At 69.0% G+C, this 25,188-nt stretch carries 29 protein-coding genes; 16 read left to right on the forward strand and 13 right to left on the reverse strand.

Annotation, left to right across the window (positions count from 1 at the left end):
- Positions 1-30: 30 nt before the first annotated feature.
- Positions 31-297, forward strand: coding sequence for a DUF1876 domain-containing protein (locus M6444_RS01135; RefSeq protein WP_298322057.1), 267 nt, complete (start codon positions 31-33; stop codon positions 295-297).
- Positions 298-311: 14 nt separating this feature from the next.
- Here the strand turns inward: M6444_RS01135 and M6444_RS01140 are convergent, their stop codons facing one another.
- Positions 312-1,328, reverse strand: a complete 1,017-nt coding sequence (locus M6444_RS01140; RefSeq protein WP_298322059.1) for a helix-turn-helix domain-containing protein — start codon at positions 1,326-1,328, stop codon at positions 312-314.
- 116 nt (positions 1,329-1,444) lie between these two features.
- Between M6444_RS01140 and M6444_RS01145 the strand changes: the two genes are divergently transcribed.
- From M6444_RS01145 to M6444_RS01155, 3 genes are read left to right on the forward strand one after another with little or no spacing between them, the layout of a single operon-like run.
- A complete protein-coding gene (locus tag M6444_RS01145) occupies positions 1,445-2,929 on the forward strand; it encodes an arylsulfotransferase family protein (RefSeq protein ID WP_298322061.1) in 1,485 nt (494 codons plus the stop codon).
- Between the two features lie 48 nt (positions 2,930-2,977).
- Positions 2,978-4,828, forward strand: a complete 1,851-nt coding sequence (locus tag M6444_RS01150; protein WP_298322063.1) for a transketolase — start codon at positions 2,978-2,980, stop codon at positions 4,826-4,828.
- 51 nt (positions 4,829-4,879) lie between these two features.
- Positions 4,880-6,178: an alpha/beta family hydrolase gene (locus M6444_RS01155; protein ID WP_298322065.1), complete on the forward strand. Its 1,299-nt coding sequence runs from the start codon at positions 4,880-4,882 to the stop codon at positions 6,176-6,178.
- 15 nt (positions 6,179-6,193) lie between these two features.
- On the opposite strand, the gene M6444_RS01160 is transcribed toward M6444_RS01155, so the two are convergent.
- Both M6444_RS01160 and M6444_RS01165 read right to left on the reverse strand, forming a co-directional pair.
- A complete protein-coding gene (locus M6444_RS01160; protein WP_363326198.1) occupies positions 6,194-7,171 on the reverse strand; it encodes a sigma-70 family RNA polymerase sigma factor in 978 nt (325 codons plus the stop codon).
- A gap of 15 nt (positions 7,172-7,186) precedes the next feature.
- Entirely contained in the window at positions 7,187-7,639 is a 453-nt protein-coding gene (locus tag M6444_RS01165; RefSeq protein ID WP_298322070.1) for a YbhB/YbcL family Raf kinase inhibitor-like protein, read from the reverse strand.
- 257 nt (positions 7,640-7,896) lie between these two features.
- On the opposite strand from M6444_RS01165, the gene M6444_RS01170 reads away from it, so the two are divergent.
- Positions 7,897-8,790 (forward strand): SDR family oxidoreductase, encoded by an 894-nt coding sequence (locus M6444_RS01170; RefSeq protein ID WP_298322072.1) that lies wholly within the window; start codon positions 7,897-7,899, stop codon positions 8,788-8,790.
- A 33-nt stretch (positions 8,791-8,823) separates the two neighbouring features.
- Positions 8,824-9,828, forward strand: coding sequence for a non-homologous end-joining DNA ligase (gene ligD, locus M6444_RS01175; RefSeq protein ID WP_298322074.1), 1,005 nt, complete (start codon positions 8,824-8,826; stop codon positions 9,826-9,828).
- Between the two features lie 9 nt (positions 9,829-9,837).
- Here ligD and M6444_RS01180 read toward each other — a convergent pair whose 3' ends face one another.
- On the reverse strand, positions 9,838-10,158 hold the full coding sequence (locus tag M6444_RS01180) for a WhiB family transcriptional regulator (protein WP_298322076.1): 321 nt from the start codon (positions 10,156-10,158) through the stop codon (positions 9,838-9,840).
- Positions 10,159-10,238: 80 nt separating this feature from the next.
- On the opposite strand from M6444_RS01180, the gene M6444_RS01185 reads away from it, so the two are divergent.
- Entirely contained in the window at positions 10,239-10,877 is a 639-nt protein-coding gene (locus tag M6444_RS01185) for a hypothetical protein (protein WP_298322078.1), read from the forward strand.
- Positions 10,878-10,884: 7 nt separating this feature from the next.
- On the opposite strand, the gene M6444_RS01190 is transcribed toward M6444_RS01185, so the two are convergent.
- On the reverse strand, positions 10,885-11,568 hold the full coding sequence (locus M6444_RS01190) for a GAF and ANTAR domain-containing protein (RefSeq protein ID WP_298322080.1): 684 nt from the start codon (positions 11,566-11,568) through the stop codon (positions 10,885-10,887).
- Positions 11,569-11,743: 175 nt separating this feature from the next.
- Between M6444_RS01190 and M6444_RS01195 the strand changes: the two genes are divergently transcribed.
- The gene (locus M6444_RS01195; protein WP_298322082.1) at positions 11,744-12,715 is read left to right on the forward strand and encodes an NAD-dependent epimerase/dehydratase family protein; all 972 of its coding nucleotides are present in this window, start codon (positions 11,744-11,746) and stop codon (positions 12,713-12,715) included.
- On the forward strand, positions 12,712-13,344 hold the full coding sequence (locus tag M6444_RS01200; protein WP_298322084.1) for a UdgX family uracil-DNA binding protein: 633 nt from the start codon (positions 12,712-12,714) through the stop codon (positions 13,342-13,344). The genes M6444_RS01195 and M6444_RS01200 overlap by 4 nt, the downstream gene beginning before the upstream one ends.
- 36 nt (positions 13,345-13,380) lie before the next feature.
- On the opposite strand, the gene M6444_RS01205 is transcribed toward M6444_RS01200, so the two are convergent.
- On the reverse strand, positions 13,381-13,644 hold the full coding sequence (locus tag M6444_RS01205) for a hypothetical protein (RefSeq protein ID WP_298322086.1): 264 nt from the start codon (positions 13,642-13,644) through the stop codon (positions 13,381-13,383).
- Positions 13,645-13,879: 235 nt separating this feature from the next.
- On the opposite strand from M6444_RS01205, the gene M6444_RS01210 reads away from it, so the two are divergent.
- From M6444_RS01210 to M6444_RS01225, 4 genes are all read left to right on the forward strand, one after another.
- Positions 13,880-14,881 (forward strand): Ku protein, encoded by a 1,002-nt coding sequence (locus tag M6444_RS01210; RefSeq protein ID WP_298322088.1) that lies wholly within the window; start codon positions 13,880-13,882, stop codon positions 14,879-14,881.
- Positions 14,882-14,989: 108 nt separating this feature from the next.
- Complete coding sequence (locus tag M6444_RS01215) at positions 14,990-15,238, forward strand: DUF2630 family protein (RefSeq protein ID WP_298322089.1); 249 nt, start codon at positions 14,990-14,992, stop codon at positions 15,236-15,238.
- Positions 15,239-15,245: 7 nt separating this feature from the next.
- Complete coding sequence (locus M6444_RS01220) at positions 15,246-16,217, forward strand: hypothetical protein (RefSeq protein ID WP_298322090.1); 972 nt, start codon at positions 15,246-15,248, stop codon at positions 16,215-16,217.
- Position 16,218: 1 nt separating this feature from the next.
- On the forward strand, positions 16,219-16,704 hold the full coding sequence (locus M6444_RS01225) for a GNAT family N-acetyltransferase (RefSeq protein WP_298322091.1): 486 nt from the start codon (positions 16,219-16,221) through the stop codon (positions 16,702-16,704).
- A gap of 10 nt (positions 16,705-16,714) precedes the next feature.
- Here M6444_RS01225 and M6444_RS01230 read toward each other — a convergent pair whose 3' ends face one another.
- From M6444_RS01230 to M6444_RS01240, 3 genes are all read right to left on the reverse strand, one after another.
- Positions 16,715-17,557: a glycerophosphodiester phosphodiesterase family protein gene (locus M6444_RS01230; protein WP_298322092.1), complete on the reverse strand. Its 843-nt coding sequence runs from the start codon at positions 17,555-17,557 to the stop codon at positions 16,715-16,717.
- Between the two features lie 181 nt (positions 17,558-17,738).
- Positions 17,739-19,022, reverse strand: a complete 1,284-nt coding sequence (locus tag M6444_RS01235; protein WP_298322093.1) for an ATP-grasp domain-containing protein — start codon at positions 19,020-19,022, stop codon at positions 17,739-17,741.
- Position 19,023: 1 nt separating this feature from the next.
- Positions 19,024-19,887 (reverse strand): nicotianamine synthase family protein, encoded by an 864-nt coding sequence (locus M6444_RS01240; RefSeq protein ID WP_298322095.1) that lies wholly within the window; start codon positions 19,885-19,887, stop codon positions 19,024-19,026.
- Positions 19,888-19,988: 101 nt separating this feature from the next.
- On the opposite strand from M6444_RS01240, the gene M6444_RS01245 reads away from it, so the two are divergent.
- Positions 19,989-20,687 carry a class I SAM-dependent methyltransferase gene (locus M6444_RS01245; RefSeq protein WP_298322097.1) on the forward strand — a complete coding sequence of 233 codons (699 nt, stop codon included), beginning with the start codon at positions 19,989-19,991 and terminating at the stop codon, positions 20,685-20,687.
- On the opposite strand, the gene M6444_RS01250 is transcribed toward M6444_RS01245, so the two are convergent.
- The 3 genes from M6444_RS01250 to M6444_RS01260 form a co-directional block, all read right to left on the reverse strand.
- Positions 20,684-22,471, reverse strand: coding sequence for a thiamine pyrophosphate-requiring protein (locus M6444_RS01250; RefSeq protein ID WP_298322099.1), 1,788 nt, complete (start codon positions 22,469-22,471; stop codon positions 20,684-20,686). The genes M6444_RS01245 and M6444_RS01250 overlap by 4 nt on opposite strands.
- A 152-nt stretch (positions 22,472-22,623) precedes the next feature.
- Positions 22,624-23,268: an SRPBCC family protein gene (locus tag M6444_RS01255; protein WP_298322101.1), complete on the reverse strand. Its 645-nt coding sequence runs from the start codon at positions 23,266-23,268 to the stop codon at positions 22,624-22,626.
- A complete protein-coding gene (locus tag M6444_RS01260) occupies positions 23,265-23,630 on the reverse strand; it encodes a metalloregulator ArsR/SmtB family transcription factor (protein WP_298322103.1) in 366 nt (121 codons plus the stop codon). Before M6444_RS01260 ends, M6444_RS01255 begins: the two co-directional genes overlap by 4 nt.
- Before the next feature lie 80 nt (positions 23,631-23,710).
- Between M6444_RS01260 and M6444_RS01265 the strand changes: the two genes are divergently transcribed.
- Positions 23,711-24,250 carry a DinB family protein gene (locus M6444_RS01265; protein WP_298322105.1) on the forward strand — a complete coding sequence of 180 codons (540 nt, stop codon included), beginning with the start codon at positions 23,711-23,713 and terminating at the stop codon, positions 24,248-24,250.
- Between the two features lie 60 nt (positions 24,251-24,310).
- Positions 24,311-24,775, forward strand: a complete 465-nt coding sequence (locus tag M6444_RS01270) for an SAM-dependent methyltransferase (RefSeq protein WP_298322106.1) — start codon at positions 24,311-24,313, stop codon at positions 24,773-24,775.
- Positions 24,776-24,799: 24 nt separating this feature from the next.
- Here the strand turns inward: M6444_RS01270 and M6444_RS01275 are convergent, their stop codons facing one another.
- A complete protein-coding gene (locus tag M6444_RS01275) occupies positions 24,800-25,156 on the reverse strand; it encodes a metalloregulator ArsR/SmtB family transcription factor (RefSeq protein WP_363326199.1) in 357 nt (118 codons plus the stop codon).
- Positions 25,157-25,188 lie beyond the last annotated feature (32 nt).

Consider the following 25,188-nt stretch of genomic DNA (forward strand, 5'->3'; position numbering starts at 1 on the left):
CGGACCATCCATCCGACGGAGGTGATGGTCATGCAGACTGTCGAGTGGGACATCGACGTGGCGTTTCAGGAGGACACCGACCGTACGGAGGCCACCGTGACGCTAGCCCTGGCCGACGGGTCGCAACTGCGGGCGCACGGGACGGCCAAGCGCAACCCGGACGACCCCGCGCGGCCTCGCATCGGTGAGGAGATCGCCGCGGCCCGGGCCCTGGCGGACATGGTGCACCAGTTGATGGACCGGGCCGCGACGGAGATCGAGGACATCACCCACGAACCCGCTCACCTGAGCGTGTGAGCCGCGACGGCGAACTACACCCAGCCTTGCCGGGCGGCCTCCCAGGCCAGCTGCATGCGGGTACGTACGTGTGCGAGGTCCATCAGTGCGTGCACCCGGCGCTGAACGGTGCGCACGCTGGTACCCCGGTGTGCCGCGATGGCTTCGTCGGTCAACCCGGACAGCAGCAGTGACAGCAACCGCCGATCGTCGTCGCCGAGCACCGAGTTGTTGCGCGCGGGCGGGGTGTGCTCGCTGTCCACGTGCAACGGGACAGCCGCGGCCCACACGAACTCGAACAGCTCCAGCAGCGCGTCCAACACCGCGCCCTGTCGGATGAGCACCCCGACCGGCGTGCTGTCGCGCTGCGCCAACGGCAGCAGTGCGATGGAACGGTCGATCGCGAGCATCTTGATCGGCAGTTTCGTGTGTACGCGTACGAGGTCACCGTCGCGCAGGCCCTCTTGCACCGCCGCCAGGCTGCCCGGGTTCTCCAGCGCCTCGGTCTCGAAGACCGCTCGCCCGCGCGCGGACGGGTGAGCCTGTACGCGTTCCTCGGACTCGACGACGATGGCCGGCGGCTTGATGAGGTTGAGCACCTCGTGGCGCGCCGAGGCGAACAGGTTCATGGTGCACTGCCGCAACGCTTCTTGACCCCGAACGATCTCGAAGACACCGGAGGCGTCCATCGCCAGGCTGGTGGCCCGGTGATGCGCCGACAGCCGGTCCAGGGCGTCTTGCGCTTCGCGCAGCTCGCGTAGCCGCTCGGCGATCATCGACTCGACGACCCCCGGCGAAGCGGCCACGAACCGCGGCGGGACATCGCCGGTCGTGCTGACGAGCCCACGCCCGGCGAGGGCGGCCAGGGCGGTGCGAATCGCCGCCGGCGACAGGTCGGTGGCCTGCGCGATCTCCGCCTCCGTGGCCGACATCGTCGTGACCAGATGCCCGTAGACCCGGTCTTCGTCCGGGCTCGCGCCGAGAACGGTGAGCATCAGAAGCCCGCGCCGATCATGGTCACTGAGGTCGCCGGCATCGTCCCCTCCCTGCATGACGTGCACCGATGGGCAGACTAGCGCGCCGGGCTTCCCGGCGGCGGCGCGGCCCGGCACGGTACGGCGCGAAGTCTGGTGAGTACTTTCGCCTCAACTGGGCATGATGGGCACCGATGAGACGCCAACGTTCCCCCCTGCGAGCCGCCACCGTCGGCGCCGCAGCACTCGCCTTGACCGCCGCTGCCTGCCAGGACGACGAGCCCGCCGCGTCGTCGCCGACCGAGGAACCCCACGTCGGTGCCCCGGCGGAATTCGTCACACGGCCGGAGCTGACGCCCCCGCTGATCGAAGTCGAGACGTCCGGGCAGGTGGACCCGGCCGACGACGACCTCATGCTCGTGGCGCCCAAGGGCGAGGAGTCACCGATGAACTCCCTGCTCATCGCCGACGCCGAGGGCGAGCCGGTGTGGATCCAGGACACCGACGGGAAGAGCTACGACTTCCGCGTGCAGCAGTATGAGGGCGAGCCGGTGCTCACGTACTGGCGCGGGGAGAGTAGGGAGCAGGGCTACGGCATCGGTGAGTTCGTCATCTTGGACACCTCGTATGAAGAGATCGCCACGGTCACCACGAAGGGGACCAAGGCCGACCTGCACGAGATGACCATCACCGATGACGGCACCGCGTTCCTGGTCAGCTATCCCACCGTCGGCGGCCAGGACCTCACCGAGCTCGACGGCCCGCGGGACGGCTACGTCCTCGACGGCGTCATCCAGGAGATCGACATCGCCACCGGCGAGGTCCTGTGGGAGTGGAGCGCGCTGGACCACGTCGAGCTGTCCGAGACGCTGAACAAGTTCGAGTATCGCGAGAAGCAGGACGGCAGCAAGGAACAGCCGTTCGACTACTTCCACATCAACTCCGTCACCGAAGACGGTGACCACCTGCTCGCCTCGGCGCGCAGTACCCACGCCATCTACCGGATCGACCGGCGCACCGGCGAGGTCGATTGGACGCTCGGCGGTTCGGCCAGCGACTTCGAGATGGACGACGATGCGGTCTTCGCCTGGCAACACGACGCCCAGCGCCAACCCGACGGCACCATCACGCTGTTCGACAACGAAAGCTCGCCCGCTGTCGGCGAGGAGTCCCGCGGGATGCGCCTCGATGTGGACACCGAGACCATGACCGCCCGCGTGGTCACCGAGTACCTGCCTCCCGATGGGCGCCTGGCGCCGAGCCAGGGCAACCTGCAGGTCCGTGAGAACGGCAACGTCGTCGTCGGCTGGGGCTCCGAGCCCTTCTACTCCGAGTACACCGCGGACGGCGAGTTGCTGACCGACTGGCAGTTCAGCGGAGGCCAGAGCTACCGCGCCTACCGATTTCCCTGGCGTGGGCAACCGAGCGAACCGCCGGCCATGGTGGTCGAGGACGGCACGGCCTGGGTGAGCTGGAACGGCGCGACCGACGTGGCGTCGTGGCGGTTCCTCGCCGGCGCCGATGCCGACAGCGCCACCGAAGTCGCCACCGTCGAACGCGACGGGTTCGAGACCTCCGCCGAGGTCCCGGATGAGCCGTATGTGGCCGTCGAGGCGTTGGATGCCGACGGCGAGGTCCTGGCCACCGCTGAACCAGAGGCTGCCTCGGACGGATCCTGACCGGCGTCCCGGACGAATCAACTGCGCGCGGCTGGGTACCCACCGCGTGTGACGAACCAGAGCCTGAGCCCAGAGCTGAACATCACCGAGCTGGGGCGACAGCTGCGGGTCGACGCCGTGCGTTGCGCCGCCGCCGCCGAATCGGGTCACCCCACGTCGTCGATGTCGGCGTCGGACCTGATGGCGACGCTGTTCGCCCGCCATCTGCGGTACGACTTCGACAACCCGGACGAGCCGAACAACGACCACCTGGTCTTCTCCAAAGGCCACGCGTCGCCGTTGCTGTACGCGCTGTACAAAGCCGCCGGCGCGATCACCGACGAGGAATTGCTGACCTTCCGCACGCTCGGCAGCCGGCTCGAGGGTCACCCCACTCCACGGCTGCCGTGGGTCGACGTCGCCACCGGTTCCCTCGGCCAGGGGCTCCCGTTCGGCGTGGGCATGGCCATGGCGGGCAAGTTCCTCGATCAGCTGCCGTACCGGGTCTGGGTCCTCTGCGGCGACAGCGAGCTCGCCGAGGGATCGATGTGGGAGGCCTTCGAGCATGCCGGCTACGAACGGCTGAACAACCTCGTCGCCATCGTCGACGTGAACCGGCTCGGCCAGCGTGGACCCACCCGACACGGCTGGGACACCGCGGCCTACGCCCGCCGCATCGGCGCCTTCGACTGGAACACCATCGAGATCGACGGCCACGACGTGAACGAGATCGATCAGGCGTACACACAGGCGGTGCAGTCCGACCGGCCGACGGCGATCCTCGCCCGGACCGTCAAGGGCGCCGGCGTGGCCGCCGTCGCCGACCAAGAAGGCAAGCACGGTAAGCCGGTGGCCGAAGCCGATGACGCCATCGCGGAACTCGGCGGGCCGAGCGACCTGCGGGTCACGGTGTCGCCACCGCAGACCGGCACGCGGCCGCACGACTTCGGCACCGCTTCAGCCATCAAGCTGCCGGAATACGAGGTGGGCACCGAGGTGGCGACGCGGACCGCGTTCGGCGAGGCGCTGGCTGCTCTCGGCACCGCTCGGCCCGACGTGGTCGGGTTGGACGCCGAGGTCGCCGACTCCACCCGGATGCAGTTCTTCGCCGATGCGCATCCGGAGCGGTTCTTCCAGTTCTACATCGCCGAGCAGCAGATGCTGGCCGCGGCCGTCGGGATGCAAAGCCGTGGCTGGATTCCGTACGTGGCGACGTTCGCCGCCTTCCTGACCAGGGCACACGACTTCGTCCGGATGGCAGCGGTGAGCGGTGCCGATCTCCGCCTGATCGGCTCGCACTGCGGCGTGTCGATCGGCGAGGACGGTCCGTCGCAGATGGGGTTGGAGGATCTGGCCGCGTTCCGAGCCGTGTACGGCAGCGTGGTGCTCTATCCGTCGTGCGCCAATCAGGCGGCCGCGCTCGTGGCGGGGCTGGCGGACTATCCGGGTATCGCCTACCTGCGTACCACCCGCGGTGACACGCCCGTGCTGTACGGCGCGGACGAGGAATTCTCCATCGCCGGCAGCCGGGTGTTGCGCTCGTCTCCGGCCGACCAGGTGACCCTGGTCTCGGCCGGCATCACCCTGCACGAGGCGCTGAAAGCTGCGGACGAGCTCGCCCGCCAGGGCGTGGCCGCGCGCGTCATCGACCTCTACTCGGTCAAACCGGTCGACGCACAGACCCTGCGCCGGGCCGCGGCGGACACCGGGCGCATCGTCACGATCGAGGACCACTGGCCTGAGGGCGGACTCGGCGACGCCGTCCTCGAGGTGTTCTCTCACGGTGAGCCCTCGCCGCACGTGCTCAAGCTGGCCGTGCACGGCATGCCTGGTTCCGCATCGCCCGCAGAACAGCTGCGCGCGGCCGGCATCGACCACACCGCAATCAACGAGGCCGTCTTGCACCTGCTCGGGCAGTGACACCGTCCACGCGGAGGCGGCCGGCCATGATCGTCCTTGGAGACAGTACCCATGACGTTCCGAGACCGTGACGACGCAGGTCGCCGCCTGGCCGACAAGCTCAGCGGCAAACCTTTCGATCGGCCCGTCGTGCTGGCGCTGCCGCGTGGCGGCGTCCCGGTCGCCGCGCATGTCGCCGACCGCTTGGGTGCGCCGCTGGAAGTCTTCGTCGCCCGCAAGATCGGCGCACCCGGTCAGCCGGAGTTCGGTATCGGCGCCATCGCCGAGGGCGACGACCTGATCATCGAGACCCGTGATGCCCGCCGGCTCGGGATCAGCGGTGCCCGGATGCGTGCGTTGGCCGCGGCTGAACGCCGCGAACTGAACCGCAGGGTCGAGACCTACCGCGGCACCGTTGACCTGCCCGACCTCGAAGATCGCGATGTCATCCTGGTCGACGACGGCCTGGCCACCGGCGTCACCGCCGAAGCCGCCCTACGCGCGCTACGGCGACACCGGCCACAGCGGCTGATCCTCGCGGTCCCGGTGTGCCCGCCCGAGACCGCCCGCCGTTTGACGGGCATCGCCGACCAGGTCATCGCGGTGGAGTCGCAACCTGGCATGGGCTCGATCGGCTCGTGGTATGAGAACTTCACCCAGACCAGCGACGAGCAGGTGGTGGCGCTGCTGGCCACCCGGCGACCCCGGCAGGCCGAGATCGCCGTGCCCGGCGGCGGCAGTGTGTACGGCGACTTGGAGAGCCCTCCGGACCCGGTGGGCGTGGTGTTGTTCGCGCACGGCAGCGGAAGCAGCCGCAACAGCCCCCGCAACCGCCACGTGGCCCGGGCCCTGCGCCGCCGCGGGCTCGCGACGCTGCTCATGGACCTGCTCACCGAGACCGAGGAACTGCAGGACGCCGCAACCGGCAGCCTGCGCTTCGACATCGAGCTCCTGGCCGACCGGCTCGACCTGGCCCGCGAGTGGCTCAGCGATCAGGCCTCGACCGCTGGGCTGCCGTTGGGCTGCTTCGGCGCGAGCACCGGCGCCGCGGCCGCGCTGATCTGTGCGGCCCGCGCCGCGGACCAGGTCAGTGCCGTGGTGTCGCGCGGCGGGCGCCCGGATCTCGCCGGGAACGCCCTGCGACAGGTCAGTGCGCCCACCTTGCTGATCGTGGGCGGGCGCGACGAAGTGGTACTCGACCTGAACCGGCAGGCGCTGGAGCAATTGAGCGGGCCGAAGCGGCTCGAGGTGGTCGACGGCGCCGGACACCTGTTCGAAGAGCCCGGCGCACTGGATGAAGTCGCCCGGTTGTCCGGCGACTGGTTGATCGACCACCTAGCCCAGCGACCGTCGGTGTCGAACCGGGCCTGATGATGTCCGGCGGGCTCAGCCGGCCCACTCCAGCAGCGGTTCCCGGCGCTGCGGGTCACGCAACTCCGCGATCGACTGCTTCTCGAGCTGGCGCACGCGCTCCTTGGTCAGCCCCACCCGCTCGGCGACTTCCTGCAACGTGTGCTGGCGGCCGTCGGTCAGGCCGTAGCGCAGGCTGACGATCAGCGCCTCGCGCGGCGGCAGGGTCGCCACCAGCGAGCGGATCTCCTCCCCCAGCGCTTGGAACTCGACCACGTCCGGGGCCCGCAGGTCCTCGGTGTCCTCGATCAGGTCGCCGACGTTGGCGCTGCCGTCGTCGCCGACCGGTAGGTCGAGGCTCACCACGTCGCGCGAGATCGTGCGCAGTTCCTCCACGCGCTCCGGAGTGAGATCGGCCTCCTCGGCGACCTCCTCGGTCGTCGGCTCACGCCCCAAGCTCACCTGCAGCTTGCGGTCCACGCGGGCGAGCTTGGAAATGCTCTCGACCACGTGCGCCGGCAACCGGATGGTTCGCGCCTTCTCGGCCCGGCCGCGTTCGATCGCCTGGCGGATCCACCACATCGCGTAGGTGGAGAACTTGAACCCCTTGGTGTAGTCGAACTTCTCGACCGCCCGGATGAGGCCCAGGTTGCCGTCCTGCACGACGTCGAGGAACGACAACCCCGTGTTGCGGTAGTACTTTCGCGCCGCCGCGACCACCAGGCGCAGGTTGGCCCGGATCATGTGGTCTTTGGCGCGCTCTCCGTCTTCGGCGATGGCCTGCAGCTCCGCGCGGGGATGAGCCAGCTCCTGCCCCTCCTCGTCAGCTCGCCGCAGAAGCTCGGCCGCGTAGACGCCGGCCTCGATCCGGCGGGCCAACTCGACCTCTTCCTGAGCAGAGAGCAACGGCGTGGAACCGATCTGCTTGAGGTAGTGGCCCACGAGGTCGTAATCCTGGTCGAGCTCGCGCGGCTCGTTGCGCGCGGCCGCCTCGATGCCGCGCTCAGTCACCATCGTCATCGCCTCTCCTCAGCGTTCGTACAAACCCACCAACGTGCCACGCTCGAGCATGGCGGCATCGGCAGCACGGTAGATGTCCTCGACGGTGGGTGCGTCAGGTAGGTCACCCCGGGCGGACAGCGCATATACCGTGAAGACGTATCGATGCGGACCGTCGCCCGGTGGCGGCGCAGGACCGCCCCACCCGTTCTCGCCGAAACCGTTGGGCCACTCTAGGCCTCCGGCCGGCGTTACATGTTCTGGAACGCCACCGGCATGCGGATCTATTCCAGTGACGAGCCAGTGGAGGAACGATCCACCAGGCGCATCGGGATCTTCGCACATCAACAGCAATTCCACGGCATCGGGAGGTACACCGACCCATTCCAGCGACGGCGACACGTTGCCGGCGTCGTGTGCGTGCCGATCGGGAATCACCCCGAGGTGTTCGAAATCGGGGCTTCGTAGTTCGATCGCGCCCATCGTTGGCGCCACCTTCCGTCGTGAGCCGGCCGGCTCGGCTCCGACGACACGCGCCACAGGGGGCGGTTCCAGTCCATCGGATTCCGGCCGAGTTCGAGTAACAGAGCTGATCTTCGCGGTTGCCGCCATGACCCCACCGTCCCGTACCCGCCACTGTGATCCAGACACCCGTGCTGCAGGCATCTGCAGGTACGACGCGCACCCGGACAGTTCCGACCTGTCGTTTGCCCTCGACGAGCGGGGGTAGAGCCAAGGACATGTCGAACGAATCAGTGACCGACGCTGCTGGCCGAGAACGCCCGACCGGCTTCCCGCCGCAGCAGCAACAGCCCCCCGGGACCACCGACGCCATGACCCCGGTTCCGGACCACGGCGAGGACACCTACCGTGGCCACGGCCGCCTCGAAGGGTTGCGGACGCTGATCACCGGTGGCGATTCCGGCATCGGGCGGGCCGTCGCGATCGCGTTCGCCCGCGAAGGCGCCGACGTCGTCATCTCGCACCTGCCGAGCGAGACCGCCGATGCCGAGGCGACGATGGCCCACGTCGTCGCGGCCGAGCGCAAGGGACTGGCGGTCGCGGCGGATCTCACCGAGCCCGACGCCTGCGCCCACCTCGTCGCCCGGGCCACCAACGAGCTCGGCGGGCTCGACGTGCTGGTGAACAATGCCGGCTACCAGATGGCCCGCACCGTCGGCATCGAACAGATCGACACCGCCCAGCTCGACCGAGTCTTCCGGACCAACCTCTACGCGCTGTTCTGGATGGTGCAGGCGGCGTTGCCGTCACTGGGCCCGGGCAGCGCCATCATCAACAACTCCTCGATCCAGGCGTACGAGCCGTCGGTGTCCCTGCTGGATTACGCGGCGACGAAAGCGGGCATCAACAACGTCACGGTCAACCTGGCAGCCGAGCTCGGCCCGCGCGGCATCCGCGTCAACGCCGTGGCGCCCGGTCCCATCTGGACGCCGCTGCAGCCGGCGACCCAGCCGACGGAAAAGGTCGAGAAGTTCGGCCAGGACACCCCGCTCGGCCGGGCCGGGCAACCGGCTGAGGTCGCGCCGGCTTTCGTCTTCCTCGCCTCGCCCACCGAGGCCAGTTACGTCTCTGGCACGGTGCTCGGCGTCACCGGGGGCAAGCCCGTCTTCTGACCACCACCGGCGTGGCTGGACGATGATGCCTCTATGGACGCTTCCACGGCGGGCACCGACCCGATGCCTCGATCGCTGACCCCGATGGCCGCGACGCCGTCGGTGTTGCCGGCCGACGAGTCCGGCTGGGGCTTCGAGATCAAGTGGGACGGGGTACGCGCCGTGGCCTTCTGCGACCGCGGCGCGTTCCGGCTGACCGGACGGACCGGGAGCGATTTCACGAAACGCTATCCAGAGGTCGGCGGCCTCGCCGAGCAGCTCGGGTCGCGCCGGGCGGTGCTGGACGGCGAGATCGTCGCCTTCGACGACGACGGCCGGCCGAGCTTTCAGCGGCTGCAGCCACGCATTCACGTCAGCTCCGACGCCGACGTCCGGGAGCGGCAGCGCACGATTCCCGTCGTCTACGTCATGTTCGACCTGTTGTACGACGACGGCCGCTCGTTGCTCGCGCTGGGATACGAAGACCGCCGCCGCGAGCTCGAGGCCTTGGGCCTCGGCGGCCCGCACTGGCAGGTGCCCGCCTATCACCCGGGCGAGGGACGAGCGCTGCTCGAGGCCACCCGGACTCGAGGCTTGGAAGGCATCATCGCCAAGAGGCTGGCCAGCCGGTATCGACCGGGGAAACGCACCCGCGACTGGCTCAAGATCAAGAACGTCCGGCGCCAAGAGGTGGTCATCGGCGGCTGGGTCGCCGGGAAGGGCCGCTTGAGCGGCGGATTCGGCGCGTTGCTCGTCGGCTACTACGACGATGGCCAGTTGCGCTACGCCGGCAAGGTCGGCACCGGGTTCGATCGCGCCGCGCGCGACCAACTGCAAGCCGCGCTCGATCCGCTGCGCCGGGCGGACAGCCCGTTCGCTGGGCGCCAACCGCAGAGCGACGCCGTGTTCGTGGAGCCCCGGCTCGTGTGTGAAGTCGAATTCGCCGAATGGACCAGCTCAGGCACGTTGCGGCATCCGTCGTACGAAGGGCTGCGCGACGACAAGGATCCCACCGAGGTGGTCCGGGAGGACCCGCAACCACCACCCGACGCGGAATGACCCGCTTGGTCAGCTGTCGCCGGTTCGAGCCTGCCGGCGTTCGGCCGTCATTCTCCGGCGCAACTGCCGACGCTCGGAGGTGTCCATTCCGCCCCACACACCGTGTTGCTCGTCGCGCTCCAATGCCTCCTCGAGGCATGACTTCTGTACCGGGCACCGACTGCAGATGGCTTTCGCCTGACGCTCCTGTTCGCGTTTACGCCGCAGGGGCACGCCGTCGGGTACGCAGAACAGATCGGCGTCGACGGATCGACAGGCGGCGTACTCCCACCACGGCGCATCCAGCATCGACCGGGCGCGACCGACGGACGGAGCATCGGCAATAGTCATGCGGGGTGCGTACCCGCGCCGGCGCTGCCGAAACGCCAGCGGCGCGGTTTGCCTCAGCCCCGCGCGGGTAGCCCACGGGCATGGCCACCACCGAGCCGAGCGATCGTGCCAGAGCCGTCCTCGACCGGCACGGCAAGACCTATGCCGAGCAGGCCGGCATCAAGCTGAGCGACAAACCCTCTGCGCTGTATCGGCTGCTCGTGCTGTCCATGCTGCTCTCGGCACGCATCGACGCCGGCATCGCGACGGCCGCGGCCCGGGAACTGTCGAAGGCGGGCTTCCGCACGCCCGAGCGGATGGCCGCGGCCACCTGGCAACAGCGGGTCGACGCTCTCGGCCGCGGCCATTACCGCCGTTACGACGAGCGGACCTCGACGATGCTCGGCGACGGTGCCCAGTTGCTTCTGGACGACTATGCCGGTGACCTTCGCCGCCTGCACGGTGCGGCCACGAGCACCCGGCAACTGGAGAGCCTGATCCAACGGTTCCCCGGTGTCGGTCCCACCGGCTCGGCCATCTTCTGCCGCGAGGTCCAGGGCGTCTGGCCCGACGTCGCCCCGTATGCCGACCGGCGCGTGCACGACGGCGCCCGCAAGCTCGGCCTGCCGGAGTCGGCCGAGAAACTGGCCGAACTCGTGCCCAACGCCGAGTTCCCCCGGCTGACGGCGGCTTGCGTACGAGCAGCGCTCGACCCGAGCATCGCCGACGATCTCCCGTGAAGCCGGCTCAGGGCTCCTCGGAGAGCTTGCCGTTGGTGATGACGCGCTGCGCCACGACGCGCAACTTGATGTTGTTGTCGCGGGAGTAGCGCCGCAACAGGGCGAAGGCGCGATCGTGATCGAGGCCGTAGCGTTCCATCAGGATGCCTTGCGCCTGCCCGATGAGGTGCCGGGCGCCGATGGCCTGGCGCAGCCCCTCTTCCTCACGCGCCGACGCCAGGGCCACCGACGCATGCCGGCCGAAGATGTCGGCGACGTCCAGATCGTCGTCATCGAAGGTGCCCGGCTGGTGGCCGTAGAGATTGAGCGCACCGACCGTGGCGGTCGCCGTGTGCAGCCGAATCGACAGGACGCTACGCAGCCCCAGCTCAGCAACTTTCGGGCCCCAGTTCGGGAACCGCTCGTCGGACGCGGTGTCGTCGGTGATGAACACGTCGCGGTCCCAGATCGCCTGGATGCACGGCCCCTCGGCGAGATCGACCTGCAGTTGGTCGGCCTGGTAGACCCGGTCATGGGTGGCCACGGCGGTTTCGATGCGCCCGCGCGAGTGCAGCAACATCAACCCGGCATCGTCACATGCGGTGGCGTGCTGCGCGTATTCGACCACCCGGTCGAGGGTGTGTTCGGTGTCGGACTCGTTGAACATGGCCAGCGCCATCTTCGCGAACTCGTTGGCGTCCGGTTCGTGCACAGCCCTGCCTCCTGACTCCGTCAACCACAGCCCCAACAGGGAGAACGGGCAGGCGTCTCCAGTTGTGCCCCCGACGCTGCCCAGCGTACCGCTCCATCGTGTCGTTCAGGCCGCGCTGGGTATGTCCTTCAGCGAAGGTTCCCCGGTACCGGTCGCCGAACGGATTGTGAGGGCCATGGGCAAGGAGACGAACAGGCACATTCGGGCCGTCGTCATCGGGGGAGCCGGTTTCATCGGCTCGCACCTCTGTGAAGCACTGACCGAGTCCGGCGCCAGCGTCACCTGCGTCGACAACTTCGAGACCGGGCGTCTGACCAACCTGCGTGCCCTGGTGGAACGACCGGGCTTCCGGCTGCTGCGGCAGGACATGCTCGACGGCATCGAGATCGCCGGCCCCGTCGACGTCGTCTACCACCTCACCGCACCGGCCACGCCGAGCGACTACCTGCTCGACCCGGTACGGGCGACGCGGGCTGCCAGTGTGGGCACGCTGAACGCCCTCGAACTCGCCCACCATCACCACGCCCGGTTCGTGCTCCTGTCGACCTCGGAGACGTACGGCCCACCCACGCCGGAGCCGCTGGACGAGGCGCATCCGGGCGCGATCGACCCGGTGGCCGCCTACGGCGCCTACTACGAGGCTCGCCGGTTCGCCGAGGCCGCCACCTCGACGTATCGCGCGGCGTACTCTCTGTCCACCGCCATCGCCCGGATCTTCAACACCTACGGGCCCCGGATGCGCCTCGACGACGGGCGGGTCCTGGCCCGGCTCATTCGCCAGGTCCTCACCGACGGCGCGGTGACGATTCCGGGCTCCGGAGCACAGCGCCGCTCGCTGTGCTACGTCGACGACACCGTCGCGGGCGTGCTGGCGCTGGCGAACAGCGCACATCCGGGCCCGATGAACGTCGGCAACCCGGACGACGTCTCGATCTTCTCCCTCGCCCAGCAGTTGATCGACCTCACGGACGGCCACTCTCCCGCGGCCTTCGTGGAGGCGCCGCCCAACTTGGGCCATTCCCGCCGCCCGGACATCACGCTGGCCGGCGAGGTGCTGGGATGGCGGCCGCGGGTACCGGTGAAGGAGGGTCTGGCCACCACGATCGCCTGGTTCAGGGAGAACGGATCGGCTCATGGCTGGCGGTGACGACCGCGCCCGGCACTCGGGCGTGCTCGTTGTTCGAAGACGCCACGCAGCCCGTCTTCGGCGACGGGCAGCGCACGGCACGGATCATGATGATCGGCGAGCAGCCCGGCGACATGGAGGATCGTGCGGGCCAGGCGTTCGTCGGCCCGGCCGGACGGCTGCTGTGGCAGGCGGTGGACGAGGCCGGCCTGGTGCGGACGGATCTGTACGTGACCAACGCGGTCAAGCACTTCAAGTTCCGCCGCGCCGAGCGTGGCAAACGCCGGATTCACCAGAAGCCGAACGCGGCCGAACTCGCCGCCTGCCGGCCGTGGTTGCGCGCAGAACTCGCGGCCGTACGACCGGAGATCGTCGTCGTGCTCGGCGCCACGGCCGCGGCGACGACGCTGGGTTCGTCGTTCCGGGTCAGCCGGCAGCGTGGGCAAGTGCTGGCGTGGTCGGACCTCGCGGACGGTTCCCCGCTGGCCCGTGATGGCGAGCTGCCGATCGACGACGCGCTCGTGGTCGCCACCGTGCACCCGTCCGCGGTGCTGCGCTCGCGTGAGCGCGCAGCGGATCATGCGGCCTTCGTCGCCGATCTGGACGTCGTGGCCCGGATCGAGCCCGGCTCCGTCACCGCGCAGGGTTGAGCGCTACCTGCGGCCACGACACCGGGCCGCAAGCGCTCAGCTCTTGCGCGACTCCATCAACCTCGACGCCGCGATCACGCCGAAGGCGGCCAAGGCGACCTGCACGATGAGCTCGATCCAGTCGATGCCGGAGGTGTCCCGGAGCGGGCCGACGATGGCCGTCCCGATGAGCGCGGCGACGACGCCGATGAGGATCGTGAGCCAGATGGCGATTTTCTGCTTGCCCGGAACGATGAGCCGGCCCAGTGCACCGATGACGATACCGACGATCAGTGCGGAAATGATTCCACCGATTTCCACGAGTTCCTCCCGGCGCCGTTGCCGCTACCGAACTACCTGCACACACCCTACTCCGCGATAGTCAAATGATCATGTTCACTTGGCAATTCCCTGCCACACCACCCGTGCACGCCTCGTGATGCGACACAACGCCTAGTGGTGCAAGCCACCCCGCGCGCGCCTGCCCCATGCCCACCGCCGCCGCGTTCGCGTCCGGCGCCGTTGGGTACGAGGTCAGCGGAAGGGTGGTGGCGACATGGCACGGTCGATCTGGAGCGGCGCGCTCACCTTCGGCATGGTCTCGATCCCCGTCCGGCTGTACAGCGCGACGGAAGAGCACGAGGTCAGGTTCCATCAGTTCGAGCGCGACACATCAGACCGGATCCGCTACAAGCGCGTGAACGAACGCACCGGCAAAGAGGTCGAGTACGACGACATCGTCAAGGGCCACGACGTCGGCGGCGGCGACTACGTCATGGTCGAGCAGGACGAGCTCACCGAGATCGCCCCGGGCCGCTCACGCACGCTCGAGATCTCCTCCTTCGTCGACCTGGCCGAGATCGACCCGATCCACTTCCAGAACAGCTACTACCTGGCGCCGTCCGACGAAGACAACCAGACGCCGTACGCGGTGCTGCGCGACGCGCTGGCGAAATCGGACCGAGCCGGCATCGCGACGTTCGTCATGCGCAGCAAGGAATACCTGGCACTGGTGCGGGCGTCCGGCTCCGTCCTGGTGCTGGAGACGATGCTGTTCGCCGACGAGATCCGCGACCCGCAAACCGAACTGCCCGACTTGCCGGCCGAGACCTCGCAGCGCAAACAGTTGTCGATGGCCATCGATCTGATCGAGGCCATGACCGAGCCGTGGCGTCCCGAGGACTATCGCGACACCTACACCGAGCGAGTCGAGGAATTGGTCGAGGCCAAGCGCGAGGGCGAGGAGGTCGTCAAGGGCGCTGAGCCCGAGCCGGCCACAGGCGTATCCGACCTGCTCAGTGCGCTCGAAGCCAGCGTGGAGTCGGCCCGTGGCCGACGTAAGGGCGCCGGCAAGAGCAAGGGCAAAACCAACGGCAAGGGCAGCGCCGAGGATCAGCGCGGAGAGCCGAGCGAGCCGTCGAAAGACGACCTCAGCCAAGCGTCCAAAGCCGATCTGGTCGAACTCGCCCGCAAACTCGATATCTCCGGGCGCTCGACGATGAACCGCGACCAGCTCGCCGAGGCCATCCTCGAGGCTCGCAAGGCCTCAGCAGCCTGACGTCGCCCGCTCGGCGCCGACGAGGCCACAGTTGCACGCACTCGAAACCGACAGTCGGCGGAAGCGAGCGTTTAAGCTCGGTGCATGACCGGCTCCAGGAGGACGGAGATGGCAGCAGAGAACGACATCATGGCCAGAGTCCGGGAACTCGTCGAGCAGGAGCGCCAACTCCGCGATCGGGCGCAAGCCGGCGAACTGTCCACCGACGAGGAACGCGCCCAGCTCAAGCAGGTCGAAGCCCAGCTCGATCAATGCTGGGACCTGTTACGGCAGCGGCGCGCTCGGGTCGAGGCCGGCCAGGACCCCGACGACGTCGAGCCTCGCCCGGTCGACGAAGTCGAGGGTTACCTGCAGTAGCGCGAGCATGGACGTCGAGTCCGACATCACCGCGCTGTACGCGCTGCCGCTGGAGGAGTTCGTCGCGGCGCGCAACGCGCTGGCCAAGAGGGCCAAGTCCGAGGCGAGTGCGGAGCTGGCGGCGAGCATCAAGGCGCTGCGCAAACCAACGACGACGGCGTGGCTGGCCAACCAGCTGGCCCGCGAGCGCGCCGACACCGTGGACGAGTTGGTCGGCCTGGGCGAGCAGATGCGCGCGGCGACCGACTCCCGCGACGGCGACCGGCTGCGTGAGCTGGCCGCGCGACGCAAGGAACTGGTCGACGAGCTGCTGACCGCTGCGGCAGCCCTGGCCCGCACGGCGAACTACGGCATGAGTGACGACGTCAGCTCAGGACTGGGCGAGACGTTCCACGCGGCCGTCGCCGACCCGGATGCCGGCGCGGAGCTGCGCGCCGGTCGGCTCAGCAAGGCGCTGCAGAACGTGGGGTTCGGCCCGGTGAGCGGCAGCGGCGAAGCAGCCGAGGTGATCTCGCTGAGTCGTGCGCGAGAGGCGCGCAACCGGCAGGAGCCGGCACCGGCGGCGTCCCGTGACGGCACCGGCGGCACCGGCACCCGCACCCGCAGCACCCGCACCGAGCCGGACCAGCCGGCGGAGGAATCGCCCCAGCAAGCCCAGCGCCGCCGCATGGCCGAGGCGCAGGCAGAGTTCGAGGAGGCTCAGTCCGCCGTCGAGGCCGCTGACGACCGCGTGGACGATCTCACTGCCGAGCTGGACCGTCGCCGCAAGGCGCTCGAGGACGCCGAGGCCACGGTCGAAAGTCTCGAGGCGAAACTGAAGGCCGCCCGCGCCGAGGCCGAGGACGCCAAGGCCGACGTCGACGCTGGTCGGCATCAGCTCGATCAGGCCGAGGTGGACGCCGAAGCTGCCCGCAGCCGGCGTCGCGAGATCAAGCAGCGCCTGGCCCGACTCCGCGACGAACGGCTGGGGCGAACCTGAGATGGTGCGAGTGGAGCGGCTACGCGCGGATCACGCGCCTGCGGTGCTGGCTTTCGAGCTCGAGAACCGGGAGTACTTCAGCCGGTCGATCCCGGACCGCGGCGACGCGTACTTCGCCGAGTTCGCCGCGCTGCACCGCGCCCGGCTCGCCGAGCAGGATGCCGGCGAGTGTCACTTCCATGTCGTGTTCGACGACGACGGCGCGCTGGTGGGCCGCGTCAACCTCGTGGACGTCGAGGACGGCATCGCCGAGCTCGGGTACCGGGTGGCCGAGCGAGCCGCAGGGCGCGGGGTGGCGACGGCCGCGGTCGCCCAGGTGTGCCAGCTCGCCGTGACGTCGTACGGGCTACAGGCTCTGCGCGCCGTCACCACCCTCGACAATGCGGCCTCCAGGGCCGTGCTCCGCCGCCACGGGTTCACCGCCGTCGGAGACGTCACCGTCGACGGCCGGCCCGGCGTGCGCTACGTGCGTCGTCTCGTCGACTAGTTCACGACGATCACAGATACAGGATGTCGCGCAGCACGCCGGGATAGTTCGTGATGATGCCGTCGACGCCGAGGTTGATGTACTCACGCATCAGCTGCCCGGTGTCGATCGTGTAGACGCTGATCGTCATCCCGAGCTCGTGAATGCGATCCACCAGCTCCTGATCGGTCACCCGATAGCTGGGGTTGACCTGCTCGGCCCAGGTGCTCGCGTCGACCAGCTCGTCGTCACTGGGCCGGGACCCGTAGAGCAGCCCGATCGGGACCTCGGGCGCGATGTCGTGGTACGTGCGCATGGAGTCGATGTCGAACGACTGGACGACGAGCCGGTCGGTGCGCAACGAGCGCGGCAAGTAGCCCGGAATGGACGACAGTTCCTCGTGGATCTGGGCCTCGATGCCGGGATACAGGTCGGGGCTCTTGAGCTCGAGCAGGAATCCGGTCCGCGGCCCGAGGGCCTCGACCACCTCGCGCAGGGTGGGCACGGGCTCGCCCGCGAAGTCTGGGGAGAACCACGATCCGGCGTCGAGCTGGCGGATCTCTGCCAACGTGAAGTCGCCGACGTTCCAGGGCGCGCGGTCCGGGAAGACCTCTTCGACGTTGGTGGTGCGCTCCAGCGTGGTGTCGTGGATGATGACGAGCTCGCCGTCGGCGGAGCGTTGCACGTCGACCTCGACGAAGCTCGCCCGCTGCTGGACGGCGTACGCGACCGCGGCGACGGTGTTCTCGGGCGCGATGCCGGAGGAACCACGGTGCGCGACATCGATGACGTCCGGCGCGGGGTCGGCCTGGGCGGGTGCCGCCAGGGCTAGCGCGGAGACGAACACGGCGGCGGGCAACAGCGTCAAACGCATCGGTGCGCTCCTTCGTCCGGACGGGTCGTCGTCCGGCTCGGTCGGCCTATCGTGACGGTTGTCACTTTTGTCAAACAGAGTGTCATATCCCTGACTACTTCGTGAACACGCAGAGACTTCTCATCCTCGACGCATGGTTCAGTAGCCCGATGATCTGTTCACGCGGACGCCGTGGCCCTGATCAGGCCTCGGCGCCGAGTGGCGCGACGATGCGGCCGTCGTCCATCCCCAACCGGAACAAACCGATCGCCGCCCGGGCCCGGGCGTGCGCGCTCGCGGCGTCGGGCCCGGTCACCAGGATGTGCCCGAGGCGGCTGTTGTTGTCACAGGGGTGGGCCACGCGCTGCGGCGTGGTGATCTCGCACCGCACGACGGTGTCGTCACCAGCCAGCTGTTCCACGCCTTCGACCGCCGTCACCCTGCCCGGCTCCGGCGACATCACGAAGGCGACAGCGCTCGCGGGCGCCTGAGCCGGGTGCCGCTGCGCGGACGCGGGATCCCCCAGAGCGAGCGCGACGAGCAGCTCGAGCGGGTCGACGCCGGTGACCAGGCGGACCAGGTCGAAGATGTACCCGCCGCCCTGCCGAGGGTTGATCTCCACGATCCGCGGTCCAGCCTCGGTCAGACGGACCTCGGTGTGACTGAGCCCGTGGCGGTGGCCGACGGCCGTCAGCGCCGCGCGCACGTGGGCCTGCACCTCACGCGCCTGGTCCGGCGCGATCATCGCCGGAAAGACATGCCCGGCTTCGACGAACGCCGGCGCGCCGGCGACGTCCTTGCCGGTGATGCCGAGCACGGTGGTCACGCCGTCGTAGGTCATCGCCTCCACACTCACCTCGGGGCCGTCGAGCAGTTCCTCCACGAGCACGAGCCGGGCGAGCCGCTGGCCCCTGGTGTTGTGCTCGGCCGCGGTGATCTCCCCGTACGCGTCCTTCAGCGCGGCCTCGTCGTCGGCTCGGCAGACCGACGTTCCCGAGTTCAGGTCGACCGGCTTGGCGACGACCGGATACCCGATGCGCTCGGCTGCGGCACGGGCCACCGGCCACGTGTCCGCCGCCGCGTGCGCGGGCGTCGCGAGCCCGGCGCGGGCCGTCGCCGTACGGACCTCGTGCTTGCGCAGCATGCGCTTCACGACGTCGGGAGCTGGTCCCGGCAGCCGCAATGCATCCGCAGCGTGGGCGACGGCCTCGAGGTAGTAGTCGCAGGTCGTGACGACGCCGTCGATGCCGCGACGAGCAGCGAGCGACTTCGCGGCGGCCACGACGGCGCCGTGATCGTTGGTGTCCACGATGACGATGTCATCGGCGTCTCGCACCACCGGGTGCGCAGAGCCGTCCGCTGCACCCGGGTACAGCGCCGGGTCGCGAGTGAGCAGGACGTATCGGTGACCGAGCGCATGGATCAACGGCGGGAGCCGGAGCCCGGTCGAGTGCAACCAACTCTCGACCATCAGCAGGGTTGCCATGTCACTGCCCACTGCTGGTGCGAGCCAGCACGACGGAGTTGATGACGTCGTTGACCGGGTGGACGACGGACAGGACGTCGTAGGCCGTCATCGCATCGACGTCGATAGCCGGGTACAAAACGGTGCGCAGGCCGCGGGCGCTCCGGGCGAGCAGGATCGACCGCGGCGCCATGGCCGATGCCAGGTGGGCCAGGATCCGCTGTTTCTCTCCGGGGCCGGTTCCCACCAGAGCGGCGAGGACGACGATGTCGTACCGGGACAGGTCCGCGTTTGCGGCATCAGCTTCGACAAGCCGCAGGTCAGGGTAGCCCAGCGTGTGCGCCACTGCGCCCGCGGCGTCCAGGGCGAGCGGGTCACGGTCGATGAGGTCGACAGGCACGTTCAACTCACCGGCGATGAACAGCGCGCTCAACGGCAACGGCCCGGCACCGACGAAGGCCACCGACCGCACCCTGGTGGTCGCCGCCGACGCGAGAACCCCGACCTCCATCCGGCTCAGCCGACGGTAATTGTCGAGGTAGGGAAACTGCTCCAGCTCGGCCCGGGGGGTTGCAGCGGTCGCGATACGCGCTGCCCAGGCCGTCTCGAGCGCGGTCTCGCCTCGTGCGCACAGCTCACGCAGCCGAGCACCGATCACGGCGATCGCCGGATCGCGCATGATCTCGGCCACGCATGCATCCGGGACGGCGAGCACCAGCCGCACCAACCGGTCGAACAGCTCGTCGACGGCCGGGCCCGGCTCCAAGCTGGGGGCCGCATCCAGTTCGCGGGACAACGTATGCAGCGCGGTGATCACGGTATCGGCACGAACGGCGCGCCGATCCGTGGTCGTGTCGATTCTGGACGAATTGGTAGTGAGACTCATGTTCATCAACACGGATGTTGTCACACCGCGACCGCGCGGGCGGGCGAACCGGCGAAAAAGCAGGTCGATCTCCGGCGGTACCTCGTGCCACGATCGGCCCCATGCGACCACCATGGATGCTCGATGAGCTCGCGCACGCCGGCCCCGAACATCTCGACCCGGAGTTCGTCGCCAACTTCGACCGCAAGCAGGGCCACCCGGACCCGTCCGACGACATCGCGGCGTTGACCACCCACGGCGTGGACGACACCGCGACGGTCGTCGACCTGGGCGCCGGTACGGGGCAGTTCGCTCTTGCCGCAGCGGCGCGGTTCGCGCGAGTAGTGGCCGTGGACGTCGCCGCACCGATGGTGGAACACCTGCGCGCGCGGGCCCGCGAGGTCCGCGCGACGAACGTGGAGGTCGTCCAGGCCGGCTTCCTGGGCTACGAGCACACTGGGGCGCCGGCCGACGCCGTGCACACCCGGCATGCGCTGCACCAGCTACCGGACTTCTGGAAGGTGCTGGCGCTGCGGCGGATCGCCGCGACAATGCGCCCCGGCGGTGTGCTGCGGGTGCGCGACCTGATCTACGACCTGCGCCCGGACGAGGCCGCTGCCGCGTTCGACTCGTGGCTGGCAACCGCAGGTACCGACCCGGCCACCGGTTACACCGCCGACGACTACGCCGAACACATCCGCACCGAGCACAGCACGTTCCGTTGGCTGTTCGAATCGATGCTGGACGAGACCGGATTCGACATCGTCGACGTCGAGTTCACCGGGCCGTTCTTCGGCGCCTACACCTGCCTACGCCGCTAACGGCCGGGCACGAACTCCTGCATCTTGGTCTTCGCTCCCTGCACGAGCACCCGCCAGGCATTGGGGTCGCCCTTGAGCAACGCCTGAGTCGTCGCCGTCATCTGCTCGAACGTCGCATGCGGCGGGATCGGCGGCACCTCCGGGTCGCAGCGGACGTCGAGCACCGTGGGGCCGCCGGCGGCAAGCACGCGATCCCAGGCGGGGCCGAGGTCGTCCGGGTCGTCCACCTCCACGGCTTCGAGCCCGAGCTCGCGGGCGACCCGGGCGTAGGAGATGTCCGGCAGGGTCTGTGACTCCTCGAACTTCGGCGCCCCGCCCATGGCACGCAGCTCCCAGGTCACCTGGTTGAGGTCGTTGTTGTGGAAGACGCACACAACCAGGCGCCGGTCGGTCCACAACTCCTGGTAGCGCGCGATCGTGACCAGTTCGGCCAGCCCGTTCATCTGCATCGCACCGTCGCCAACGAGCGCCACGACCGGCCGGTCCGGATGGGCGAACTTGGCGCCGATGGCGTACGGAACCCCCGGCCCCATGGTCGCCAGCGTGCCGGACAGCGAGCCGCGCATCCGCCCGCGCATGCGCAGGTTGCGCGCGTACCAGTTGGTCGACGACCCGGAGTCCGCCGTCACGATCGCGTCCTGCGGGATACGTTCGGACAGCTCATGCACGACCCGCATCGGGTTCACCGGCGTGGCGTCGACCATCGCCTGCTGCTCCATGGTCGTCCACCAGGACGCGACATTGCTCTCCACCGCTTCGCGCCACTGGCGATCCGGCTTACGCTCCACCAGCGGCAGCATCGCGCGCAGCGTCGCCTTGGCCTCGCCGACCAGGTTCACCTCGGTCGGGTAGCGCATCCCGATCATGCTGCCGTCGATGTCGATCTGCACGGCGCGTGCCTGCCCGAACTCGGGGAGGAACTGCGTGTAGGGGAAGTTCGACCCGACGATCAGCAACGTGTCGCAGTCGCGCATCATCTCGTAGCTCGGCCTGGTGCCCAGGAGCCCGATCGCGCCGGTGACGTAGGGCAGGTCGTCGGGGAGCACGTCCTTGCCCAACAGGGCTTTCGCCACTCCGGCACCGACCAGCTCGGCGAACTGCTTGACCTCCTCGGCCGCATTGCGGGCGCCCTGCCCCACCAGCACGGCCACCTTCTCCCCCGCGTTGATCACCGCAGCCGCCTCGGCGACCTCGTCTTCCGGTGGGATCATCACCGACCGGGACGCACTCGGTGGGCTGGACGGCACGTGCTTGAACTCGTGCTCCGGGGCAGCGTACGGCTGTTCTTGCAGATCACCAGGGATGATCACCGCTGTCGGAGCACGGCGCGACGCGGCGGTCCGAATCGCCCGGTCCAGTGCGTTGGGCAGTTGCTCGGCGACGTTGACCTCCACGAGGTAGTCCGAGGCCACATCCTTGAACAGCGCCTGCAGGTCGATCTCCTGTTGGTAGCTGCCGCCCATGGCGCTGCGCGCGGTCTGCCCGACGATGGCGACCACCGGAACGTGGTCGAGCTTCGCGTCATACAAGCCATTCAGCAGATGGACCGCGCCCGGACCCGACGTGGCGGTACACACGCCGACCGTGCCGCTGAACTTCGCGTAACCCACGGCCTCGAACGCCGACATCTCCTCGTGCCGCGACTGCACGAACCGCGGATCGTTGTCCGCCTCGCCGAAGGCGGCGAGGATTCCGTTGATGCCGTCCCCGGGGTAGCCGAAGACCTGCTGGACGCCCCACTCGCGAAGTCGTTGCAGCAGGTAGTCGGCAACCGTGTCAGCCATGAGTCTCTCCTTGCCACGAGTCGTCGAGGAGATGACTACCCGATGGCGACCGGCCCAACCCGCCCGTGCGACGATCATGAGTCACTGACGGCGCGCGGACGCCGTGGGCGGCTCATGATCGCCCCTCAACACACCGATCCAGGCGGAAGTGCCTATTCAGTCACGGGAGCCTCGGCACCGGTGTAGAAGGCGGTCGTCCGCTCCTGCATCGCGGTCGCGGTGGCCTCGTCGGCCCCGTCCGCGATGTGCGCCTCGGCCCACCGCCGCGCGCTCAGGGTCATGAACTCGCGGCCGTCATCGGAGCCCATGAATGCCATGAACTCTTGCGGGTCGACCGCCTCGCCGCTGGAGATGTGCAGGCCCAGTCCCATCAGGCCCATATCCCAGCCGACACCGGTCGCGCCGGGACCGAACTGGGCCCAATGGTTGTCGACGGGAACCGTGTGGTGCAGCTCGAGGCGGGTACGCTCCGCCGACTCCGCACTCAGCCGAAGCTCGATCCAGCTGATGTCGCCGGCGTACTCCCAGGTGGCGGCGAAGCTGTGCGGCGGGTCACATCGGCTGATCGTGCCGCCGGCGTTTCCCTCCAGTTGGAACCGACCGCCGGCGCGCAGCTCGCCGGTCACGGGGAGGAACCAGCGCGGGATCCGTTCCGGGTTGGTGCAAGCGTCCCAGACGTCTTCGACGGCGGCGTCGTAGCTGCGGCTGAGCACACACGTGCGCCCTGCACCGGATTCGAGCTCGGCGGGGCCTACACGGCGGTGCGTGGTGTTGATCTGTTCGACGACGTCGATCACGATTCGCTCCTCGGTTCAGTGTCGGTTTGCCGGTGCAGTCTGCGTTCGCGACGGCCGCGGGCGAGCTCGGTCGCCAGCGCCTCGAGCGGTGGCGTCCAGAACCGCCGGAACCGGTCGAGCCACTCGTCGACCTCTTGGAGCGGGGCCGAGTTCACGGCGTAGAGCCGCTTGGCCCCCTCCGGGCGCACGGAGGCGAAGCCGGCCTCTCGCAACACCTTGAGGTGCTGCGAGACCGCCGGCTGCGTGATGCCGAACTCGTCCCGGATCACCGCCGTCACCGAACCGGCCGGTCGTTCACCCTCGGCCAGCAGTTCGAGGATCCGACGTCGAACCGGATCGCCGAGAACGTCGAACGCATGCACAAGACGGAAGATTACAGTCGTTACTTATATAAGCGCAAACTGAATCCCGTCTCGCCACAGCCCCGGTAAGCTCCCCGCCCATGACATACGTGGACGAGCAGGGCCGACCCGAACCTCCAACCGCCGCCGGGGAAGTCGAGACCCTCCTGGGTTTCCTGGACTACCTGCGCGCCACGCTGGAGTGGAAATGCGCCGGACTCGACGCTGCCGGCCTGGCCGCGACCACGTCGTCGTCGACGATGACCTTGGGCGGCATGCTCAAGCACCTCGCCTACGTGGAGGACCACTGGTTCTCCCGGTCGCTGCACGGCCGCGAACCGGAGGCGCCCTGGGACACCGTGGACTGGGCGGCCGACTACGACTGGGACTGGAACTCCGCCGCCGACGACACCCCCGACCAGCTGCGCTCCCTGTGGCGCGACGCCGTGCAGCGCTCGCGGTCTCTGGCCACGAAGGCACTGGACGACGGGGGCCTGGATCAGCTCGCGCAGCGAAGCCGGTCCGACGGCAACACCCCGAGCCTGCGGTGGATCCTGGTCCACATGATCGAGGAGTACGCGCGCCACTGCGGCCACGCCGACCTGCTGCGCGAGTCCATCGACGGGCAGACCGGAGAGTAGCCGCGAACCCCGACCACGCCACCGGCGCGTCCGCCGACCCACGCGTAGAGTGAGCCCTTGATGCTTGATTCCCTGGTAGCCGTGGGCCACGTCCGCAACCACCGCACCGACCCTGGCGACAGCGACGGCTGGGGTGACGTCGTGAGCCGCATCGAGCTGGACGAACGCTTCGGCGACCAAGCCCTGACCGGCCTCGAGGAGTTCTCCCACGCACTGGTGTTGTTCCACTTCGATCAGCTCGCCGAACGCTCGGACTACACCGGGGTTCGACGTCCCCGCGGACGAGACGATCTACCCGCAGTCGGCCTGTTCGCTGACCGCGGGCCACGCCGGCCGAACCGGATCGGCGTGACGGCTGCCGAGATCGTCTCGGTGGGAGCGCGGGTGCTCGAGGTGCGCGGGCTCGATGCCGTGGACGGCACCCCGGTCATCGACATCAAGCCGGTCATGCGCGAGTTCGAGCCGGTGAACATCCGCCAGCCGGAGTGGGTCGCTCGGCTGATGAGCGAGTACTTCGTCCGCTGACCATCAAGGCGCGCTGGGCCGCACTCAGCCGCCGTCGCGCACCTCGTGGACCTGCTCGCCGACGCCCTCGGCCACCGCGCCGGACAGAACCGCACGGAGCAAGCCTGGGTAACGGACCTCCAGATCGGCGTCGCGCAGCGCGACATAGCAGCGCGTGCCCTCCTGCCGCGTACGGGTGATGCCCGCGGCCCGCAGCACGCGTAGGTGATGGCTCAGCGTGGACTTGGCCACCGGCACGCGCAACTCACCCCAGCCGCGCTCGCGTCCGTCGGACAACAGCCGGACCAGACCGACGCGAACCGGGTCGCTCAAGGCGCTGAGCACGTCGGGGAGCGAGATCTCCTCGACGTCTGGATGCGCGGCTGCCTTCACGGCCACGATGCTACATTCTTCGACGTTCTACGAACATCGAA

The organism is Haloactinopolyspora sp., from assembly GCF_027324685.1.
GTDB lineage: Bacteria > Actinomycetota > Actinomycetes > Jiangellales > Jiangellaceae > Haloactinopolyspora.

Coding starts and splice junctions, on each gene's coding strand:
- M6444_RS01135 (WP_298322057.1), top strand. CDS start 31: ATGCAGACTGTCGAGTGGGACATCGACGTGGCGTTTCAGGAGGACACC.
- M6444_RS01140 (WP_298322059.1), bottom strand. CDS start 1,328: ATGCAGGGAGGGGACGATGCCGGCGACCTCAGTGACCATGATCGGCGC.
- M6444_RS01145 (WP_298322061.1), top strand. CDS start 1,445: ATGAGACGCCAACGTTCCCCCCTGCGAGCCGCCACCGTCGGCGCCGCA.
- M6444_RS01155 (WP_298322065.1), top strand. CDS start 4,880: ATGACGTTCCGAGACCGTGACGACGCAGGTCGCCGCCTGGCCGACAAG.
- M6444_RS01160 (WP_363326198.1), bottom strand. CDS start 7,171: ATGGTGACTGAGCGCGGCATCGAGGCGGCCGCGCGCAACGAGCCGCGC.
- M6444_RS01165 (WP_298322070.1), bottom strand. CDS start 7,639: ATGGGCGCGATCGAACTACGAAGCCCCGATTTCGAACACCTCGGGGTG.
- M6444_RS01170 (WP_298322072.1), top strand. CDS start 7,897: ATGTCGAACGAATCAGTGACCGACGCTGCTGGCCGAGAACGCCCGACC.
- ligD (WP_298322074.1), top strand. CDS start 8,824: ATGGACGCTTCCACGGCGGGCACCGACCCGATGCCTCGATCGCTGACC.
- M6444_RS01180 (WP_298322076.1), bottom strand. CDS start 10,158: ATGACTATTGCCGATGCTCCGTCCGTCGGTCGCGCCCGGTCGATGCTG.
- M6444_RS01185 (WP_298322078.1), top strand. CDS start 10,239: ATGGCCACCACCGAGCCGAGCGATCGTGCCAGAGCCGTCCTCGACCGG.
- M6444_RS01195 (WP_298322082.1), top strand. CDS start 11,744: ATGGGCAAGGAGACGAACAGGCACATTCGGGCCGTCGTCATCGGGGGA.
- M6444_RS01210 (WP_298322088.1), top strand. CDS start 13,880: ATGGCACGGTCGATCTGGAGCGGCGCGCTCACCTTCGGCATGGTCTCG.
- M6444_RS01215 (WP_298322089.1), top strand. CDS start 14,990: ATGGCAGCAGAGAACGACATCATGGCCAGAGTCCGGGAACTCGTCGAG.
- M6444_RS01220 (WP_298322090.1), top strand. CDS start 15,246: ATGGACGTCGAGTCCGACATCACCGCGCTGTACGCGCTGCCGCTGGAG.
- M6444_RS01225 (WP_298322091.1), top strand. CDS start 16,219: ATGGTGCGAGTGGAGCGGCTACGCGCGGATCACGCGCCTGCGGTGCTG.
- M6444_RS01230 (WP_298322092.1), bottom strand. CDS start 17,557: ATGCGTTTGACGCTGTTGCCCGCCGCCGTGTTCGTCTCCGCGCTAGCC.
- M6444_RS01235 (WP_298322093.1), bottom strand. CDS start 19,022: ATGGCAACCCTGCTGATGGTCGAGAGTTGGTTGCACTCGACCGGGCTC.
- M6444_RS01240 (WP_298322095.1), bottom strand. CDS start 19,887: ATGAGTCTCACTACCAATTCGTCCAGAATCGACACGACCACGGATCGG.
- M6444_RS01245 (WP_298322097.1), top strand. CDS start 19,989: ATGCGACCACCATGGATGCTCGATGAGCTCGCGCACGCCGGCCCCGAA.
- M6444_RS01250 (WP_298322099.1), bottom strand. CDS start 22,471: ATGGCTGACACGGTTGCCGACTACCTGCTGCAACGACTTCGCGAGTGG.
- M6444_RS01265 (WP_298322105.1), top strand. CDS start 23,711: ATGACATACGTGGACGAGCAGGGCCGACCCGAACCTCCAACCGCCGCC.
- M6444_RS01270 (WP_298322106.1), top strand. CDS start 24,311: ATGCTTGATTCCCTGGTAGCCGTGGGCCACGTCCGCAACCACCGCACC.